Raw genomic sequence first — 17,784 nt, 5'->3', positions numbered from 1 at the left:
GCCGGGCCGCCGAACAGTGAGGGCTGGGAGTCATCGGACACGGGCTGCGCAGGTCCTTTCGCGGATCGCGTGACGGGCGTCGTGCGGACGCGCCGCAGGGGGGGGCGCCCCGCAATCGCTGCGGGGCCGGGGGTGGCGCGGGCCGAGCTGAGGGCGCGCGGGGGCGCACGAGCAAGGCCCCGTCGATCCCGACGGGGCCGAGCGCACGCGGTCTCAGATCACTTGCCGCCGTCCTGCGGAGCGCGCAGGCCGTCGTAGATCTCCTTGCAGGTGGGGCAGACCGGGAACTTCTCCGGATCGCGGCCCGGGACCCAGACCTTGCCGCACAGTGCGATCACGGGATCGCCGGTGACGGCCGACTCCGTGATCTTCTCCTTGCGGACGTAGTGGGCGAAGCGCTCGTGATCGCCAGGCTCCTCGAAGGTGCGGGTCTCCTCCCGCTCGAGGGTCGAGGTGCCGCCGACGGGCTCGTTCGAGGTTCCCCCGCCGAAGGGCCAGGGACCCGCCACGGGGAGGGTGTCGTCGTGGAAGCTCATGGCGGTCAGTGTACTCCGCGCGCCCGACGCCCCTCCCCAGCTCAGGGCCTTGCGGGCCTGTGCGTCCGGCCACCCTCACGGCGCGGCTCAGGAGCGGTAGGACGAGACCTGCTGGTACAGCTCCGGCGCCCGGGCCTCGAGCCACCTGCCGCCGAGGACGACGCCGCCCCAGGCCAGGCCCAGCCCGCCGATGACACCGACGGCGAGGCCGAGCCAGCCCCACAGATCCTGTCCGGTGATCATCTGGACCACCAACGGGATGCCGGCCAGCATCGTCACGGCTCCGATCAGGACCATGACGGCCATCTGCACCAGCACGTTGAGGAAGGTGAAGCCCGGCGGCGTCTTCAGGGGCGAATCGCCCGGCAGCGGCACGGGATAGGTGTAGCGCGCCGAGAGCACGGAGCTGATGCCGCCCCCGCCGAGCAGCCCGAGCAGGCTCATGCCGATCACACCGGGAAGCAGGTGCCAGGTCTGGGTCATCGCCGCGCCGAACAGCAGGGCCGCGATGCTCAGCGCCCCTCCCACGACGCACAGCGAGATCAGCCTGCCCAGGCGGTCGTCGCGGCCTCGGATCCCGCTGAGCACGTGCAGGCTGAACGCCGAGTGGTCGTAGGCCACATCGGCCGAGATCGTGAAGCCCATCATGGCGGCCACGAGCGGTCCCGCGAACAGCAGAGGCCCGCCCTCCCCCGGGCCCGAGTTGAACCACAGCAGGCCCAGCATCACGGGGATCAGCACGATCGAGGCCGCGTAGCGCGGGTCCTTGAGCCAGTAGATGATGCTGCGCGCCGCCACGGCGGCCCACGGGGTCGCGGGCACTCGGCCCAGCAGCCCGGCGCCGCGCACGCGAGAGGCCGTGCCCCGCACCGGTGCCGTCGAATGCTCCAGCGAGCGCTCTAGCAGACGAGCCCAGAGCAGCCACACGACGATGCCCGTCGCAGCGACCACGGCGAGCCGACCCGCAGCGTGCAGCAGGAAGCCGTCGGCCATGTCGGCGGGGATCGCCCACAGTGCTCCCCAGGGGGTCCACGACACCCCCGCGGCGATCCGCTCGAGGTCGAGCCCGCCACCTGCCAGCAGACCGGTCAGACCGCCGATCACCGGCCCCATCAGGACCAGCAGGGCCAGTCCCAGCACGGAGGCGGCATCGCCGAGCAGCCGGCTGCGCTGCAGGCCCTCCAGCCCGGCAGCCAGGCACCGGTTGCCCAGGACCATGAGCCCCCAGGCGACGGGGATCAGCACGAGGGAGCTGATCAGTGCGATCGGGGTGGCGCGCCAGGCCAGGCTCAGCGCCAGGAGCCCCAGCAGCGTGAACGGCCCCGCCAGCCCCACGGCCGCGCTGAGCAGCTGGCCCAGGGCCAGTCCGGAGCGCGGGACGGGATACAGGGCGAAGCGACCGGCGTGCACCGTGGCATCGGCCCGCCCGGTGACCAGGGAGGCGACCCACCAGCCGATCGTGGCGGCCGCACCGACCAGCACGACCGGCACCGCGACCGCTCGGGGCTCGGCGCCGCCTCCGCCGACCCAGGCCATGCCGCCCCAGAAGACCACGAGGCCGAGCAGGTAGAGCCCGCCCAGGATCGTGCCCACCAGGGTCCAGGTGCTGCGGCGCATGGCCGCCGCGGTCAGTCGCGCCTTGAGGCCGACGACCAGCCGCGCCGTGGCTGCGGCCGACGGGCCCTTCACGCTCGCGCTCCCGCCAGGGGCGGGCAGGGAAGTCGCCGCCTGCCGAGCGGTCAGATCCTGCGGTGCGGCTTCCCCGGTCCCGGCATCTTGCACGGAGGTCTCGGAGGCGGGCCCCTGCGGGGTCATCGGGGCTTCAGCCACGTCAGCTCCTCCCCCGCGCCCTGGACGCCGCCGACGGTGTCCACGAAGACCTCCTCGAGGGAGCGCTCGCCGCGGACCTCGTCGACGGTCCCGGCGGCCTTCAGCACGCCGCCGTCCATGATCGCGACGTGGTCGCACATCCGCTGGACCAGGTCCATCACGTGGCTGGAGACGATCACCGTGCCGCCAGCCTGGGCGAAGCCGTGCAGCAGCTCGCGGATCCGCGCCGCCGAGACGGGGTCGACGGCCTCGAACGGCTCGTCGAGCACCAGCAGATCAGGTGCGTGGATCATGGCCGCCGCCAGGGCGATCTTCTTGGTCATGCCCGCCGAGTAGTCCTGCACAGCGGTGCCCGCGGCCTCCACGAGATCCATGGACCGCAGCAGATCCTCGGTGCGCTGGGCGACCGTCTCCCGATCCATGCCGCGCAGCAGGCCCGAGTAGGTCACGAGCTGGCGACCGGCCAGGCGGTCGAACTGCCGCACCCCGTCCGGAAGCACCCCCATCCTGGCCTTCGCGGCTCGAGGATCCGCCCAGACGTCGATCCCGGAGACGAAGGCCTGCCCCTCCGTGGGGCGCAGCAGCCCCGTGAGCATGGACAGCGCAGTGGTCTTGCCGGCGCCGTTGCGGCCCACCAGGCCGTAGAAGGCCCCGCGCGGAACGTCCAGGCTCAGCCGGTCGACGGCCACGGACGGGCTCTTCGAGGACCCGAAGACCTTCGTGAGCCCGCGCAGGCTCACCGCGGATTCGGAGGGCGGGACGGGGATCTGCGTCATGGATCCACGATAGGCACGACAGCGCCCCGGTCGCCTCCCCCGCTGGGAGGAGGATCGCCGGGGCGCGCACCGGTCGCCTCCCCCGAGGAGAGGAGAGGCCGGCGGAGAGGCTCTGCTCAGAACAAGGCGCGCATCAGCTGCCCCCGTGCCGCCACGACGCGGGGGTCCTCCGAGCCCACCACATCGAAGAGCTCGACGAGCCGCTGTCGGACGGTCTCCCGCTCCTCTCCGGCCGTGCGCCGCACGAGCTGCAGCAGTCGAGTGAAGGCGTCCTCCACGTGACCGCCCGAGACATCCAGATCCGCCACGTCCAGCTGGGCGGGGATGTCCTGCGGGTCCTGTGCCGCGGCCTGGCGCACCGCGGCGGCATCCATGGCGGTGACGCGGCGCAGCAGCTCGACCTGGGCCAGGGCGAGCTTGGCCTCGTGATCGCCCGGGTTCTCCTTCAGGGCCTGCTCGTAGCTGGCCTTGGCGCCGTCGAGGTCGCCGGCCTCCATGCGGTCCATGGCCTCCTGGTGCAGCGGCGGGAGCGGCTTCTGCTCCTCCTGCCCCGCGGTCGGCTCGGCGGTGCCGGAGACGCCGTTCTGCTCGGCCAGCTGCAGCAGCTCGTCGAACAGCGAGCTCAGCTGGTCCATGGGGATCGCCGACTGTCCGATCGGCACGGGGCGCCCGCCGATCATGGCGACGGTGGTGGGCACCGACTGGGCCTGCAGCGCCTCGGCGATCTGCGGCAGCTTCTCGATGTCCACCGCGCCCAGCACCAGGCGACCGGCGCGACGGTCGATCTGCGCGGCGACCTCGTCCACGAACGTGCGGGAGCCCTCGGAGTACGCGGCCCACAGCACGAGCACGACCGGCACCGTGGCCGAGAGCTCGGCGACGTCCTGGAACTGCTCGACGGTCTCGATGTCCCGGCGGTAGCCGCCGCCCTGCACCTGGCCCTGCTCGCCGCCTGCCGACGGGGCGGCTGCCTGGCCCAGGTCGACGGCTCCGCGCACCGAGGCCGGCAGCTGCTGGGCCTGGTCGTCCTGCGGCGCGGACTCGGCCGCGCCGGCGCCTGCGGGGATACGGGGATCGCTCGGAATGCTCATGCCTGCGAGTCTAGCGACGGCATCGCCGCCTCTGCCCGTCGTTGCTGCGGCGCTCGCTGTCAGCGCACGGACGCGTCGTCCGCGCGGACGGATGCCCGGCGCGAGAGCCTCCGCAGCAGCGCGGGACAGGGCTGGCGACCCTCGCTGAGGGATGGCCGTGTCCGCTCGAGCAGGGCCGCTGTGGGAGACTGTCGGCCGTGCGCTGTGTGATCGCTGACTGCTCCGTCGACTACGAGGGCCGCCTCAAGGCCCACCTGCCCCTGGCCCGTCGCCTCCTCCTGGTGAAGGCCGACGGCTCCGTGCTCGTGCACTCCGACGGCGGCAGCTACAAGCCCCTGAACTGGATGTCCCCTCCGGCTCGGCTGGTCGAGACCGCCCCGGATGAGGACCAGGTTGCCGCCGGCGTCACCGAGGTGTGGACAGTCAGCGCCGCCAAGTCCGACGATGTCCTGCGCGTGCTGATCCACGCCCGCCATGAGGAGCTCTCCCACGACCTGGGTGTCGACCCTGGGCTGATCAAGGACGGCGTGGAAGCCGACCTGCAGCGCCTTCTTGCCGAGCAGCTGGACCTGGTCTCCACGGGCACCACGCTGGTGCGCCGAGAGTTCCCCACGGCCATCGGACCGGTGGACATCCTGGCCCGAGATGCCTCCGGCGCCACGATCGCGATCGAGCTCAAGCGCCGCGGCGACATCGACGGCGTGGAGCAGCTGACCCGCTACCTCGAGCTGCTCAACCGCGACCCCCGCCTGGCCCCGGTGCGCGGCATCTTCGCCGCGCAGCAGATCAAGCCGCAGGCGCGCACCCTGGCCGCCGATCGCGGCATCGACTGCCTCACCCTCGACTACGACGCCATGCGCGGCGTGGACGACGTCGACTCGCGGCTCTTCTGACGGATCGGGGGCAGGCGGCACCCGTCGGTGCTGCCGACCCCCGATCCGTCCGCGATCTCTCGGCTCAGAAGCCGCCCTGCAGTCGGCGATCCACGGCGGCGCCCGCTGCCGTCAGGTTCTCCACGAAGTGCTCGTAGCCGCGGTCGATGTGCTCGACTCCGCCCACGATCGTCTCGCCGTCGGCGCGCATGCCGGCGATGACCAGTGCGGCGCCGGCGCGGATGTCCATGGCCTCGACGGGCGCACCGGAGAGCTCGTCCACGCCGTTGAGCCAGGCGTGGTGACCGTCCAGGCGCACGATCGCGCCCAGCCGCTCGAGCTCGGCGGTGAAGCCCCAGCGCGCCTCGAAGACGTTCTCGGTGATCATGCCGGGCCCGTCGGCCACCGCGTTGAGGGCGACGGCGAACGGCTGCAGGTCCGTGGGGAAGCCCGGGTACGGGAAGGTCGAGAAGTTCACCGGGCTGGGTCGCTGCGGCCCGCGGACGCGGAAGCCGTCGTCGAGCACCTCGATCTCGCAGCCGGCGTCGCGCAGCTTGTCGAGCACGACCTCCATGTGCTCGGCCTCGGCGCCCTGCACGACGATCTCTCCCCCGGTGATCGCCGCGGCGAAGGCCCAGGTGCCGGCCACGATCCGATCCGGAACGGTGCGGTGGATGACCGGCTGCAGCCGCTCCACGCCTGTGATCGTGAGCGTGCCGGTGCCGATCCCCTCGATGTGAGCGCCCATGTCCACCAGCATGCGGCAGATGTCCACGATCTCCGGCTCGCGGGCCACGTTGTCCAGCACCGTGACGCCGTCGGCCAGGGTCGCTGCGGTCATGAGGTTCTCAGTGGCCCCCACTGAGGGGTACGGCAGGCGGTAGTGGGCGCCGTGCAGCCGCCCGTCGACCGAGGTCTTGAGGTAGCCGCCCTCGGTGCGCAGGTGCGCGCCCATGGCCTCCAGCCCGGCGCGGTGCATGTCCAGGCCGCGGGTGCCGATGGCGTCGCCTCCGGGCACGGCCACCTCGGCCGCGCCGCTGCGCACCGTCAGCGGGCCCAGCACCGAGATCGAGGCGCGCATGGCGCGGACCAGGTCGTAGTCGGCCTGGTGGTGCAGGGCCTCGGGAACGTCGATGGCCACGGTGTGCCCGGCGCGGTCGTAGTCGACCTGGCAGCCCAGGCGCCGCAGCAGCTCCGCCATGATCGAGACGTCCTGGATCTCCGGGACGTTGGTGATCGTGGAGCGGCCCTCGGCCAGCAGCGTGGCCGCCATCAGCTTGAGGACGCTGTTCTTGGCGCCGTGCACCGGCAGCGTCCCGTTCACGGACGTGCGGCCGCGGACGACGATCTTGTCTTCCATGTTCTGGCTCTTCCTGGTCTGCTGGCCCGCAGCCCTCGGGGCGGCGGCGATGCGCCGACACGACGACGGCATGAAGCCGCCCGCCCCCGCAGGCGCTGCTGCGCGCGGGGACGGGCGGTCCAGCGGATCACTTCTGCGCGGCTGCGCCTTCGCGGAAGTGATCGGCGACGATGGTCACGCGGTTGTTGTCGACGGTGACGATTCCGCCGTCGACGCGGCCCTCCACGCGCGAGCCGCTGGTCGGGTCGATGATCACACGACCCTCCTGCAGCACACCCGCGACCGGGACGTGTCCCGCGAGGATGCCGATCTCGCCCTCCATGGTGTTGACGATGACCTGACGGGCCTCGCCGTTCCACACGGACTGGTCGACCTCGACGACTTCGACGATCAGCGGATCAGCCATGTCACTTCTCTCCGGTGGAGCGCTTGATCTCGTCCCACTGCTCCATGACATCGTCCAGGCCGCCGACGTTGTAGAACGCCTGCTCCGGAACGTGGTCGAGCTCGCCGTCGCAGATCTTCTTGAAGGACTCGATGGTCTCCTTGAGCGGGACCGTGGAGCCCTCCACGCCGGTGAACTGCTTGGCGGTGTAGGTGTTCTGCGACAGGAACTGCTCGATGCGACGGGCGCGCGAGACGACGACCTTCTGCTCCTCGGACAGCTCGTCCACACCGAGGATCGCGATGATGTCCTGCAGCTCCTTGTTCTCCTGCAGGATCGACTTCACGCGGGTCGCGACGTCGTAGTGCTCCTGGCCCACGTACTGAGGGTCGAGAATGCGCGAGGTCGAGGCCAGCGGGTCGATCGCCGGGTAGAGACCGCGGGATGCGATCTCACGAGACAGGTTCGTGGTCGCGTCCAGGTGGGCGAACGTGGTCGCCGGAGCCGGGTCCGTGTAGTCATCGGCGGGGACGTAGATCGCCTGCATGGAGGTGATCGAGTGTCCGCGCGTGGAGGTGATGCGCTCCTGCAGGACGCCCATCTCATCGGCCAGCGTGGGCTGGTAGCCCACGGCCGAGGGGATGCGGCCCAGCAGGGTCGAGACCTCCATGCCCGCCTGCGTGAAGCGGAAGATGTTGTCGATGAACAGCAGCACGTCCTGGTTCTGCACGTCGCGGAAGTACTCGGCCATGGTCAGGCCGGTCAGCGCGATGCGCAGACGCGTTCCGGGCGGCTCATCCATCTGGCCGAACACCAGGGCGGTGTCCTTGAGCACCCCGGCCTCGTCCATCTCGACCCAGAGGTCGTTGCCCTCACGGGTGCGCTCGCCCACGCCGGCGAACACCGAGGTGCCGCCGAAGTTGCGGGCCACACGGGTGATCATCTCCTGGATGAGCACGGTCTTGCCCACGCCGGCGCCGCCGAACAGGCCGATCTTGCCGCCCTGGATGTAGGGGGTCAGCAGGTCGATCGACTTGATGCCGGTCTCCAGCATCTCGGTCGCGCCCTCGAGCTCGGAGAAGGGGGGCGGGTCGCGGTGGATCGACCAGCGGTCCTTGATCTCGAGCTGGTCCGAGGCGACGTCCAGCGAGTCGCCGACCACGTTGAAGATGTGGCCCTTGACCACATCGCCGACCGGGACGGAGATGGGGGCGCCGGTGTCATGCACCTCGGTGCCGCGGACCAGGCCGTCGGTGAGCTGCAGCGAGATCGCGCGGACCATGTTGCCGCCCAGGTGCTGAGCGGTCTCGAGGTTGATCGTCTTGGTCTCGCCCTCGAACACCAGCTCGGTGGTCAGCGCGTTGTAGATCGCCGGCATCTGGTTCTCGGGGAACTCGATGTCGACGACCGAGCCCTTGACGCGGGCGACGCGACCGACGGCGCCAGCGACAGGCGTGGTGTCCTGCTCGTTGATGGTGGAAGTCATGTCTCTCACTTCACTGTTCGTGGGTGGCGTGGGGAAATGCGGCGGCGCCGGGGCGCCGATGGATCACAGGGCCTCGGTGGCCGAGACGATCTCCGTGAGCTCCGTGGTGACCTCGGCCTGGCGGGCGTTGTTCATCTGGCGCGTGTACTTGTTGATCAGCTCGCCGGCGTTGTCCCCGGCCGACTTCATGGCGCGCTGGCGCGAAGCCAGCTCAGAAGCGGCCGAATGGCACATGCTCGAGTAGATGCGGGCCCGGATGTAGCGCGGCAGCGCGATGTCCAGGAAGTCCTCCGGAGAGGGCTCGAAATCGAAGCCGGTGTCCGCCGTGGAGACCTCGCCGTAGCTCTCGGCGACGTCGTCATGGATCTCGTTGGCGTCCACGACCTCCAGCGGCAGCAGGCGGAGGACCGACGGCTCCTGCTTCACCAGCGACTCGAAGCGCGTGTACACCAGGTGGATCTCGTCGATGCCGCCCTCGTCGTACTCCGTCGTGTAGAGATCGACCAGCATCTCGGCCAGCTCCTCGGCCCGCTCAGCCTTGGGGCTGTCGGTGTCCCCCTCGAAGGCCTGCTCGTAGGCACGGTCCCGGAAGTCGAAGTTCTGCTTGGCCTTGCGCCCGATCAGGTAGACCTTCGCCTCGGTGCCCTGCTCGTCGAAGCGAGCCAGCAGCTTGTCGGTCTTCTTCAGGACGTTGGCCGAGTAGGAACCGGCGAGGCCGCGGTCCGAGCTGAACACGACGACGGCCGAGCGGCGCGAGGTCTCCGTGCGCTGGTTGAGCATCGGGTGGCTCGAGGTCCCGGACTGGGACAGCACCTGCGACAGAGCACGGGTCAGCGCATTGGCGTACGGCGAGGCCGCGGCCAGGCGCTGACGCGACTTGCTGATGCGCGAAGTCGCGATCATCTCCATCGCCTTGAAGATCTTCTTCATGGACTGCGTGGAGGAGATCTTCTGGCGGTAGACCCGGATCTGGGCTCCCATGAAGCTTCCTTTCTGTGCCGTTGCGGTGCGCCGCGCTCACGCGCGGCGCACCGCAACGGAGGGCGTCAGTTGGCGCGGGTGCTGCCGCTGGCGGAGATCTGCTCCTGGCCGACCTCGTCGTCGGACAGCGGCTGGCTCTCCTCGCGGCCCGGGGCGTGGTTGTCCCGGTTCGTGCCGCGGAAGTCGCGCTTGACCTCGGCCACGGCGGTCTCCAGCGCCTCGACGGCATCGCTCTCGAGCTTGCCGCTCGAGACGATCGAGTCGGTGACGTTGGTGGTGCGGCGGACCTGATCGATCAGAGCGCGCTCGAAGTCCAGGACGTCGGCGACCTCGATGTCGTCCAGGTGGCCGTTGGCACCGGCCCAGATCGAGACGACCTGGTCCTCGACGCGGTACGGCGAGTACTGCTTCTGGCGCAGCAGCTCCATCAGGCGGGCACCGCGGGTCAGCTGCTGGCGCGAAGCCGCATCCAGGTCCGAGGCGAACATGGCGAAGGCCTGCATGGAGCGGTAGGCCGCCAGGTCCAGCTTCAGCGTTCCGGAGACCTTCTTCATGGCCTTGATCTGCGCGGCGCCGCCGACGCGCGACACCGAGATGCCGACGTCGACCGCGGGACGCTGATCCGCGTTGAACAGGTCCGACTGCAGGAAGATCTGGCCGTCGGTGATGGAGATGACGTTGGTGGGGATGAACGCCGAGACGTCGTTCGCCTTGGTCTCCACGATCGGCAGGCCGGTCATGGAGCCTGCGCCCAGCTCGTCCGAGAGCTTGGCGCAGCGCTCGAGCAGGCGGGAGTGCAGGTAGAAGACGTCGCCGGGGTAGGCCTCGCGTCCCGGCGGGCGGCGCAGCAGCAGCGACGTGGCGCGGTAGGCCTCGGCCTGCTTGGAGAGGTCATCGAAGATGATCAGGACGTGCTTGCCGCCGTACATCCAGTGCTGGCCGATGGCCGAGCCGGCGTACGGAGCGAGGTACTTGAGACCGGCCGAGTCGGAGGCCGAGGCCGTCACGATGGTCGTGTACTCGAGCGCGTTGTTGTCCTCGAGGGTCTTGCGGATGCCCGCGACCGTGGAGGCCTTCTGGCCGATGGCGACGTAGATGCAGCGGACCTGCTTGTCCGGATCGCCGGTCTCCCAGTTCTCGCGCTGGTTCAGGATCGTGTCGATGCCGATCACGGTCTTGCCCGTCTGGCGGTCGCCGATGATCAGCTGGCGCTGGCCGCGCCCGATCGGGACCATGGCGTCGATGGCCTTCAGGCCGGTCTGCATGGGCTCGTGGACCGACTTGCGCATGGTCACGCCCGGGGCCTGCAGCTCGAGGGCGCGACGGCCCTCGGCCTCGATGGGGCCCAGATCGTCGAGCGGGTTGCCCAGGGTGTCGACCACGCGGCCGAGGAAGGCGTCGCCGACCGGCACGGAGAGGATCTCCCCGGTGCGCTCGACGGTCTGGCCCTCGTCGATCTCGCGGAAGTCGCCCAGGACGACCACACCGAGATCGCGCACGTCCAGGTCCTGGGCCAGGCCCAGCTCGCCGTTCTCGAAGCGCAGCAGCTCGTTGGCCATGACCGAGGGCAGGCCCTCGACTCGGGCGATGCCGTCGGCGGCGCTGGTGACGCGGCCGGTCTCGGTGCGTTCGGTGGTGCCGGGCTCGTAGGACGCCGCGAACTCCTGGAGCGCGCTGCGGACCTCATCGGCATTGATGGTCACTTCGGCCATCTCGTGTCCCTGCTTCCTCGTTCGTGATCATCGTGTCGATGACCAGCTGTTTCGTCTGTGCGGTCGGATCTTCCCGACCGGCGGGCGCGGTGCGGCGTCCGGTAGCGGCCTCAGGCGCGGATGCGCTCCTGCAGCTCGTTCAGCCGTGCTGCCACGGAGCCGTCGATCACCTCGTCGCCGACGGTGATCCGCAGACCTCCGACCAGCGTGCGGTCCTCGTCGAGCACGATCTTCAGCTCGCGGCCGTAGAGCCGCGAGAGGGCGCCGCGCAGGCGCTCGACCTGTGCGTCGCCGAGAGCTCCGGCGTAGCGGACGCGGGCGATGCCGCCCTCTCGGACCTCGGCGAGCAGCTCGGCCCAGTCGGCCAGCACCCGGTGCGGGCGGTGGGCCCGCGGGGTCAGGATGGCCTGCTCGGCGAGCAGGCGACCCTCCTCGCGCAGCGACGGGGCCACGCGATCCAGCAGACGCAGCTTGGCCTCGCGCGGAGCTCGTGCGTCCGTCAGCGCCTGCTGCAGCTCGGGGTCCTCCTCGAGGACCGCCTGCATGCCCAGGGCGTCGTCGACGACCGCGTCCAGGCCCTCGGGGCCCATGCGCCGCTCTGCCGCGAACCCCGCCAGGACGACGGCCGAGGACTCGAGGCCCTCGGTGAACGCCTCCTCGGTGGCCCACGTGCGGCTGCTCAGCAGTTCGAGGATCCCGGTGGCCGCATCCCCCAGCGCCGTGGAGAAGATGCGCCGCGCCAGGGCGCCGCGCTCCTCGCCGGAGCGAGAGGGGTCGGTCAGCGAGCGCCGCAGCAGATCATTGCCCTGCACGGCCTCGAGCGCGTCGAACAGCTCGCGCGAGATGGTCGAGTGCGCCTGCTCCGCCCACGGGCGCAGCAGCGACGCGACATCCACGCGTCCGAGCTCAGACCGTGCGGCGCTCACTGCTGGGCACCCTGATCGGCCGGCGCGCTCTCGAGCTCGGAGATGAACCGATCGATGACGCGACGCGAGCGATCATCGTCGGAGAGGGACTCCCCGACGACCTTGGACGCCAGCTGCGTGGCCAGCGAGCCGACCTCGGTGCGCAGCGACAGCGCGGCGGAGGAGCGCTCGGCGGCGATGGCCTTGTGCGCGTTCTCTGTGATCCGAGCGGACTCGCTGTTCGCGCGGTCCTTGAAGTCAGCCAGGATCTTCTCGCCTTCGAGGCGAGCCTCCTCGCGGATCTTCTGGGCCTCGAGACGGGCGCTCTCCAGCTGCTGGTTGTACTCGTCGCGAGCGCGGTCGGCCTCGGCCTGGGCCTGCTCGGCCTTAGCGAGCCCGCCCTCGATCGCCTCGCTGCGCTCGGCGTAGGTGCGCTCGAACATCGGGACGATCCACTTGATCGCGACGAACAGCAGGATGAAGAACCCCACGGCGGTGACCAGCATCTCCCAGCCATTGGGGATCAGCGGATTGGCCGCCTCGGCAGCCATGATGTCAGTGGTCATGGACGTCGTTCCTGTTCTCTTCGGCTCCTGTCAGATCTCCACTACCGCGGAGGATCACAGGAAGAACATGACGAAGCCCAGGATGGCCAGGGCCTCGACCACGGCGAAGCCCATGAACAGCATGGGCTGCAGGACGCGCTGGGCCTCCGGCTGGCGGGAGACGGCCTGCATGTACGCGGCGAAGATCAGACCCACGCCGATGCCGCCGCCGATGGCAGCGAGACCGTAGCCGATGGCGGAGAGCGAACCAGTGATATCCATTCTTGGAGATTCCTTTCAGACTGCCCGCGCAGTGCGAGCGGTGTGCCACGAATGGCGATTGACAGGTCGGAGCGGTACTCCGCGTGTGGCTCGGTCGCTGCCGAACCAAGACTGTGGGGTCAGTGCCCTTCCTTCAGTGCGCCGTCGACGTAGACCGCGAACAGCAGCACGAAGATGTAGGCCTGGAGCACCTGGATCAGCACCTCCAGGAAGAAGATGAAGATGCCGAGCACGAGGGCGCCCAGTCCGCCGAGGAACCCGAAGCCGCCCACATTCACGAAGAGGTGGGACATGAGGCCGGCCGAGACCATGATGGCCATGTGGCCGGCGAACATGGTGGCGAACACACGCAGAGCGTGGGTCACGGGGCGGATGATCAGGTTCGAGAGGAACTCGATCGGGATCAGGATGACGTAGAGGATCTTGGGGACGCCCTCCGGCATGGTCATCTTGGCCATGAACTTCCCGAAGCCGTGGCGCTTGATCCCCACGCCCACCCAGGCGACGTAGGCGATGATCGCCAGCACGTAGGCCGAGCCGGCGTGCGACATGGTCGGCAGCTGGAGGACGGGGATGGACCCGAAGAAGTTGTTCACCAGGATGAAGAAGAAGAAGGTGAACAGCCACGGCAGCCAGGGGCGCAGCTCCTTCTCGCCGATCAGATCGCGACCCAGCGAGTTGCGGACGAAGCCGTAGGCGACCTCACCGAGGTACTGGCCCTTGGACGGCACGAGCGACTGGCGCCGGATGGCCCAGAGGAAGAAGAAGGAGATCAGTGCCACCGACAGCAGGATCAGAAGCATCTGCTTGCCGAAGGCGAAGGACCCGATCTCGAACAGCGGCGGGAGGTGCATGTCCTCCACGCCGGGGACCTCTAGGCCTGTTCCCTCGAGGGGCGGCGCGACAATCACTGGCGGTCCTTTCTGCTGCCGCCGTCCCAGCTCCGGTGAGTCTCGGAGTGATACGGGGCGTCTCGGCGTTTCCGGGCGGCACCATGATCCTGCGGGTCCTCGCTGATCCGCAGCCCGGCCTGCAGGCGGAGGTAGGAGAGAACGAGGCCTGCCGCGAGCCCGAGGCCCGCACCGGCATAGACCATCCACTGTGTTCCCACCAGGTAATCCAGCAGGAATCCTATCAGACCCCAGAAGGCCGTCCCAATCACGAGATAGGTCATGATCCCCAGTGCGGCGCGGTTCCCACCGGCCTGCACGAGCTCCCCCGCGGTGCTCAGCGGGCTCTTCTCAGCGGCTGATCCAGCCTCCGGGGAGTCCTTGCCCGCGGATGCTCTCGGCGTATGGTCTGGGTGCTGTGCGGGGTCCATCGTCAGGTCCTCTCGGAATCGCCGTCCGGCACGGCGACGTCGTAGATCGGCATGCGGGCTCGGCGCAGGCCGGTGGCCATCCCGCCCAGCCACGCCCCCACGGCCACAGCGGCCGCTGCCATCAGCCAGTGGGGCCTCAGCCAGCCCGGGGTCTCGACCGAGGCCATCAGCATGGCCCCGACGAGCACCAGCACGAGGTAGGCGAAGAGCATGACCAGCGGAGGGGCATAGGCCGACAGCCCGCTGGCCCACCACAGCGCCAGGCCGGACAGCGCAAACGGGACGGCGACGACCGCCGAGGCCGTCGCCGCCGAGGCGGCAGCACCTCCCCCGGAGATGATCGCGGCCGCGACCACGAGCGCCAGGCAGGCCGCGGCACCGGCGATCAGGCCGTGGCGCAGCATCACTGCCCAGGGGCTTCCCCGACGGTGCTCAGGCGCCGGCGAGGGTCTCGACGGACGCTCATGCGCGCGCCTCCTGGGCCTCGGCGGTGCGTCGTGCGCCGAGCAGGTGGGGCAGGCTCAGGTACAGCGCGAGCACGGCCAGCACGGCCAGGCCCGGCACGACGGCCGGCAGCCCGCTCAGCCACAGGCCGGTGAGCCCCACCAGGGAGACGACCACGGTGAAGACCGCGACCGTCAGGGACGAAGCCGCATGCGAGAACCCGATGTCCGTGAGCCGCTGGTAGACGTGCTCGCGGTGCGGGCGCCACCATGCCTCGCCGCGGCGGATGCGCCGCAGCAGGGTCCAGCCCGTGTCCGCCAGGTACACGGACAGCGCGGGCAGCAGGTACTCGACGTACACCCCGGACAGGAAGGCCGCGATCGCGATCATGATCAGCGATCCGCCCAGCAGGTAGGAGCCGACGTCGCCCAGGAAGACGGAGTCGCGCGAGAAGTTCCAGGGGAGGAAGCCCAGGAAGGCGAAGGCGACCACGAGCCCGGCCACGATCATCCACACCAGGTCGTTGGAGGCCCCCGCCCAGGAGTAGACCAGGCCGACCACGAAGCCGTGCATCCCGGAGATGCCGTTGAGGCCGTCCATGAAGTTCGCGACATTGATGTAGGCGACTACGGCGATCGCGCACACCGGCCACCACCAGATCCCGGTGCCCAGGATGAGGGTCAGCGCCCCGGCGCACACCAGGCCGATCAGCAGCTGCCCGGCCAGGCGCCAGCGCACCGACAGCCCGCGGATGTCCTCGCACCACCCGAGCCCGGCGGCCAGGGCCGTGCCGAGCAGCACGACCAGGGCGACCGAGCGGTCGACCTCGACGGCCCCGAGAAGCAGGGCCAGCAGCTGCACGACCACCACGGCGGCCGCCACCGCCAGGCCCATGCCGCGGATCACGGTGCGTGTGTGGGAGGAGCGCTCATTGGGGATGTCCACCACGCCCAGTCGGCGCAGCACGGGCTTGACCACCAGCGGCATGGCCAGGCTCAGCACCAGGGCTGCGGAGCCGAAGATCAGGCCCAGGTGCAGCAGGGACTGCAGCTCCTCGGCGGTCGGCCAGGCGCCGGGATCGGTGGCGAGCACCGAGATGTCCTTGTTCTCGGCACTGAGCTGCAGAGCGGGGATCGCGGCGGTGCTCATGAGGCGCTGTCCTGATCCTGGTCGTACGGCAGCTCGTCGTCGCCGCGGCACGGACCACCGGCAGCGGTCCCGTGCTCGGGCTCTTCCGCGTGAGCGGAGAGGGAGGCCCGGCGTGCGGCGCGGAACTCCGTGGGCGCAGGCTGGGAGTGCGTTCGCACCACGGGGATCATGCCGGTCGTGGGCATGTTGCCGCGCAGCTTCCAGGTGTGCCGGTCCAGGCCCTCCGGGGACAGCGCCGTCGCCTTGGCATGCGAGATCTTGGGGTGGAAGGGGCGCTCGTCCGACTCGCCGAGACCGATCAGCTCCTCGTGCAGCTTCTCCCCCGGGCGCAGCCCGGTGATCACGATCTCGATCGACTCGCGCCCCGACAGGGTCCGCAGCCGCTCGGCGATGTCGATGATGCGGATCGGCTCGCCCATGTCCAGGATGAGCACCTCGCCGCCGCGGGCGATCGCCCCGGCCTGGACCACCAGCTGGCAGGCCTCCGGGATGGTCATGAAGTAGCGGGTCGCCTGTGCGTCGGTGACCGTGATGGGCCCGCCCTGGCGGATCTGCTCCGTGAACAGCGGGAGCATGGATCCGCGCGAGCCGAACACGTTGCCGAAGCGCACCGAGGCATACCGCTTGCCGGTCTCCTGGGCCATCCAGGCGGTGAGCTTCTCGGCCACGCGCTTGGAGTGCCCCAGTGCGGTCGTGGGGTTGGCGGCCTTGTCGGTCGAGACGTTGACGAACACGCCCACGTCCGCCTTCCGTGCGGCCTCCAGCACGTTGAGGGTGCCGAGCACGTTGGTCTTCCATGCCTCGTCGGGATAGGTCTCCAGCAGCGAGACGTGCTTCAGCGCCGCCGCGTGGAAGACGACCTCCGGTCGGCGCTCGAGGAACAGCTGCTCGAGCGCCTCGGCATCGCGGATATCGGCCAGGACGGTGTCCCGGCCGTCGAGCAGGCCGCGGCCCGTGATGGAGATCTGCGTGGACTGCAGGTTGGTCTCGTCGCGGTCGAGCATCATCAGCTCGCCGGGCTCGAAGGCCAGCAGCTGGCGGCACAGCTCCGAGCCGATGGAGCCGCCGGCACCCGTGACCAGCACCCGCCGACCCGTGATGTAGCCGGAGATCTCCTTGGAGTCGATGTCCACGGGGCTGCGCCCGATCAGGTCCTCGAGGTTGACGTCGCGGATGTCCACGCTGGTGCCGGGGCCGGTGAGCATGGACGACAGCGGCGGCACGGTCATCACGCGCGTGCCGGTGCCGGCGACCGTGTCCGCCACCCGCTGCAGCTTCTTGGAGTCGACCCCCGACAGGGCCACGAGCAGGATCTGCGAGCGCGTCTGCTCGAGCACCTGGGTGGCGTCGTCGAGCGTGCCGAGCACCGGGACCGAGGAGATGCGCAGGTGCTTCTTGGCGGGGTCGTCGTCGATGATCCCGACGGGCACGTACTCCGAGTCCGGGTCCTGCATCATGCGCTGGATGATGAACGTGCCGGACTGCCCTGCGCCGTAGACGACCACGTGCTGGGCCGCCTCGCCGGGCTTGGACGCGGACTCCTGGTACATGCGCTTGAGGTAGCGGAAGGCGGCCATCAGCAGGCACGCGAACGGGAAGGCGATCAGCGCGACTGAGCGCGGCACCCCGATCGACGGGCCGGTGATCAGCAGCAGGATCTGCAGGATCGCCGCCACGATCACGGTGACGACCACGAGCAGCTTGGCCTCGTCGAAGCTGCCGAAGGAGTAGCGGCCCCGATAGAGGGCGAAGGAATAGCCGACGGCCAGCTGCGAGACGACAGCGACGACGCACACGGCGAACATCCCGATCGGGCTGATGAAGTCCAGGTTGAGCTCGTAGCGCAGCGCGAGGGCGACGGTCATAGCCACGATCCAGGACAGCGAGTCCAGGATCATCTGGATCCACAGCCAGGCGGTGGGCTTCTCATCGGCCGCGGCTCGGCTCAGCGCGAGCGAGGCGGAGCCGGTCAGACCGGTGGAGGATGCGGCTCCGTCGCCGTCCTGCGGTGGCTGCATCGGGGTCGGTCCCTCCTGGAGACGTACGGGAGCGCTGTGCCGGCCGCCCGAGCAGAGCCCTCGCGGGGGCTGCGACGGAGCGCCCGAAGGT

The 17,784-nt window shown here is 70.0% G+C and carries 18 protein-coding genes; 1 reads left to right on the top strand and 17 read right to left on the bottom strand.

What is annotated here, in order from left to right; translation table 11 throughout:
- Positions 1 to 218 precede the first annotated feature (218 nt).
- From OVA15_RS02235 to OVA15_RS02220, 4 genes are all read right to left on the bottom strand, one after another.
- Complete coding sequence (locus tag OVA15_RS02235; protein WP_006215201.1) at positions 219 to 536, bottom strand: DUF3039 domain-containing protein; 318 nt, start codon at positions 534 to 536, stop codon at positions 219 to 221.
- 87 nt (positions 537 to 623) lie between these two features.
- A complete protein-coding gene (locus OVA15_RS02230; RefSeq protein WP_006215202.1) occupies positions 624 to 2,366 on the bottom strand; it encodes a hypothetical protein in 1,743 nt (580 codons plus the stop codon).
- Positions 2,348 to 3,142: an ABC transporter ATP-binding protein gene (locus OVA15_RS02225; protein WP_053447157.1), complete on the bottom strand. Its 795-nt coding sequence runs from the start codon at positions 3,140 to 3,142 to the stop codon at positions 2,348 to 2,350. The genes OVA15_RS02230 and OVA15_RS02225 overlap by 19 nt, the downstream gene beginning before the upstream one ends.
- Positions 3,143 to 3,258: 116 nt before the next feature.
- Complete coding sequence (locus OVA15_RS02220; RefSeq protein WP_268142818.1) at positions 3,259 to 4,233, bottom strand: tetratricopeptide repeat protein; 975 nt, start codon at positions 4,231 to 4,233, stop codon at positions 3,259 to 3,261.
- A gap of 197 nt (positions 4,234 to 4,430) precedes the next feature.
- Here OVA15_RS02220 and nucS point away from each other — a divergent pair, with 197 nt between their 5' ends.
- Positions 4,431 to 5,126 (top strand): endonuclease NucS, encoded by a 696-nt coding sequence (nucS, locus tag OVA15_RS02215; RefSeq protein WP_206389997.1) that lies wholly within the window; start codon positions 4,431 to 4,433, stop codon positions 5,124 to 5,126.
- 64 nt (positions 5,127 to 5,190) lie between these two features.
- Here nucS and murA read toward each other — a convergent pair whose 3' ends face one another.
- The 13 genes from murA to OVA15_RS02150 form a co-directional block, all read right to left on the bottom strand.
- Complete coding sequence (murA, locus tag OVA15_RS02210; RefSeq protein WP_206389996.1) at positions 5,191 to 6,465, bottom strand: UDP-N-acetylglucosamine 1-carboxyvinyltransferase; 1,275 nt, start codon at positions 6,463 to 6,465, stop codon at positions 5,191 to 5,193.
- A 127-nt stretch (positions 6,466 to 6,592) separates the two neighbouring features.
- Positions 6,593 to 6,871: a F0F1 ATP synthase subunit epsilon gene (locus tag OVA15_RS02205; protein WP_006215207.1), complete on the bottom strand. Its 279-nt coding sequence runs from the start codon at positions 6,869 to 6,871 to the stop codon at positions 6,593 to 6,595.
- Between the two features lies 1 nt (position 6,872).
- Complete coding sequence (gene atpD / locus OVA15_RS02200; RefSeq protein WP_006215208.1) at positions 6,873 to 8,336, bottom strand: F0F1 ATP synthase subunit beta; 1,464 nt, start codon at positions 8,334 to 8,336, stop codon at positions 6,873 to 6,875.
- Between the two features lie 63 nt (positions 8,337 to 8,399).
- Positions 8,400 to 9,317, bottom strand: coding sequence for a F0F1 ATP synthase subunit gamma (locus OVA15_RS02195; RefSeq protein ID WP_058871256.1), 918 nt, complete (start codon positions 9,315 to 9,317; stop codon positions 8,400 to 8,402).
- 65 nt (positions 9,318 to 9,382) lie between these two features.
- On the bottom strand, positions 9,383 to 11,029 hold the full coding sequence (gene atpA, locus OVA15_RS02190) for a F0F1 ATP synthase subunit alpha (protein ID WP_268142814.1): 1,647 nt from the start codon (positions 11,027 to 11,029) through the stop codon (positions 9,383 to 9,385).
- A gap of 110 nt (positions 11,030 to 11,139) precedes the next feature.
- Positions 11,140 to 11,955 carry a F0F1 ATP synthase subunit delta gene (locus OVA15_RS02185; RefSeq protein WP_268142812.1) on the bottom strand — a complete coding sequence of 272 codons (816 nt, stop codon included), beginning with the start codon at positions 11,953 to 11,955 and terminating at the stop codon, positions 11,140 to 11,142.
- Complete coding sequence (locus OVA15_RS02180) at positions 11,952 to 12,500, bottom strand: F0F1 ATP synthase subunit B (protein ID WP_006215212.1); 549 nt, start codon at positions 12,498 to 12,500, stop codon at positions 11,952 to 11,954. Before OVA15_RS02180 ends, OVA15_RS02185 begins: the two co-directional genes overlap by 4 nt.
- 54 nt (positions 12,501 to 12,554) lie before the next feature.
- Positions 12,555 to 12,761 carry an ATP synthase F0 subunit C gene (locus OVA15_RS02175; RefSeq protein WP_006215213.1) on the bottom strand — a complete coding sequence of 69 codons (207 nt, stop codon included), beginning with the start codon at positions 12,759 to 12,761 and terminating at the stop codon, positions 12,555 to 12,557.
- A gap of 119 nt (positions 12,762 to 12,880) precedes the next feature.
- Entirely contained in the window at positions 12,881 to 13,615 is a 735-nt protein-coding gene (atpB, locus tag OVA15_RS02170; RefSeq protein ID WP_051452724.1) for a F0F1 ATP synthase subunit A, read from the bottom strand.
- Positions 13,616 to 13,668: 53 nt separating this feature from the next.
- Positions 13,669 to 14,082: a hypothetical protein gene (locus OVA15_RS02165; RefSeq protein ID WP_268142808.1), complete on the bottom strand. Its 414-nt coding sequence runs from the start codon at positions 14,080 to 14,082 to the stop codon at positions 13,669 to 13,671.
- A gap of 2 nt (positions 14,083 to 14,084) precedes the next feature.
- Positions 14,085 to 14,489: a hypothetical protein gene (locus OVA15_RS02160; RefSeq protein WP_268142806.1), complete on the bottom strand. Its 405-nt coding sequence runs from the start codon at positions 14,487 to 14,489 to the stop codon at positions 14,085 to 14,087.
- 55 nt (positions 14,490 to 14,544) lie between these two features.
- Complete coding sequence (locus OVA15_RS02155; protein WP_268142804.1) at positions 14,545 to 15,675, bottom strand: MraY family glycosyltransferase; 1,131 nt, start codon at positions 15,673 to 15,675, stop codon at positions 14,545 to 14,547.
- Complete coding sequence (locus OVA15_RS02150) at positions 15,672 to 17,693, bottom strand: polysaccharide biosynthesis protein (RefSeq protein ID WP_268142802.1); 2,022 nt, start codon at positions 17,691 to 17,693, stop codon at positions 15,672 to 15,674. Before OVA15_RS02150 ends, OVA15_RS02155 begins: the two co-directional genes overlap by 4 nt.
- Positions 17,694 to 17,784: the final 91 nt, after the last annotated feature.

This window comes from Kocuria sp. SL71, from assembly GCF_026672465.1.
GTDB lineage: Bacteria > Actinomycetota > Actinomycetes > Actinomycetales > Micrococcaceae > Kocuria > Kocuria palustris.
Note: the sequence above shows the minus strand (reverse complement) of the source record. Positions and strands in the feature narration are given on the sequence as shown.

Excerpts from the sequence above, each read along its gene's own strand:
- OVA15_RS02165 (WP_268142808.1), bottom strand. The coding sequence starts at position 14,082 with ATGGACCCCGCACAGCACCCAGACCATACGCCGAGAGCATCCGCGGGC.
- OVA15_RS02180 (WP_006215212.1), bottom strand. The coding sequence starts at position 12,500 with ATGACCACTGACATCATGGCTGCCGAGGCGGCCAATCCGCTGATCCCC.
- OVA15_RS02155 (WP_268142804.1), bottom strand. The coding sequence starts at position 15,675 with ATGAGCACCGCCGCGATCCCCGCTCTGCAGCTCAGTGCCGAGAACAAG.
- OVA15_RS02205 (WP_006215207.1), bottom strand. The coding sequence starts at position 6,871 with ATGGCTGATCCGCTGATCGTCGAAGTCGTCGAGGTCGACCAGTCCGTG.
- atpD (WP_006215208.1), bottom strand. The coding sequence starts at position 8,336 with ATGACTTCCACCATCAACGAGCAGGACACCACGCCTGTCGCTGGCGCC.
- atpA (WP_268142814.1), bottom strand. The coding sequence starts at position 11,029 with ATGGCCGAAGTGACCATCAATGCCGATGAGGTCCGCAGCGCGCTCCAG.
- OVA15_RS02235 (WP_006215201.1), bottom strand. The coding sequence starts at position 536 with ATGAGCTTCCACGACGACACCCTCCCCGTGGCGGGTCCCTGGCCCTTC.
- OVA15_RS02225 (WP_053447157.1), bottom strand. The coding sequence starts at position 3,142 with ATGACGCAGATCCCCGTCCCGCCCTCCGAATCCGCGGTGAGCCTGCGC.
- OVA15_RS02175 (WP_006215213.1), bottom strand. The coding sequence starts at position 12,761 with ATGGATATCACTGGTTCGCTCTCCGCCATCGGCTACGGTCTCGCTGCC.
- OVA15_RS02220 (WP_268142818.1), bottom strand. The coding sequence starts at position 4,233 with ATGAGCATTCCGAGCGATCCCCGTATCCCCGCAGGCGCCGGCGCGGCC.
- murA (WP_206389996.1), bottom strand. The coding sequence starts at position 6,465 with ATGGAAGACAAGATCGTCGTCCGCGGCCGCACGTCCGTGAACGGGACG.
- OVA15_RS02150 (WP_268142802.1), bottom strand. The coding sequence starts at position 17,693 with ATGCAGCCACCGCAGGACGGCGACGGAGCCGCATCCTCCACCGGTCTG.
- atpB (WP_051452724.1), bottom strand. The coding sequence starts at position 13,615 with ATGCACCTCCCGCCGCTGTTCGAGATCGGGTCCTTCGCCTTCGGCAAG.
- OVA15_RS02195 (WP_058871256.1), bottom strand. The coding sequence starts at position 9,317 with ATGGGAGCCCAGATCCGGGTCTACCGCCAGAAGATCTCCTCCACGCAG.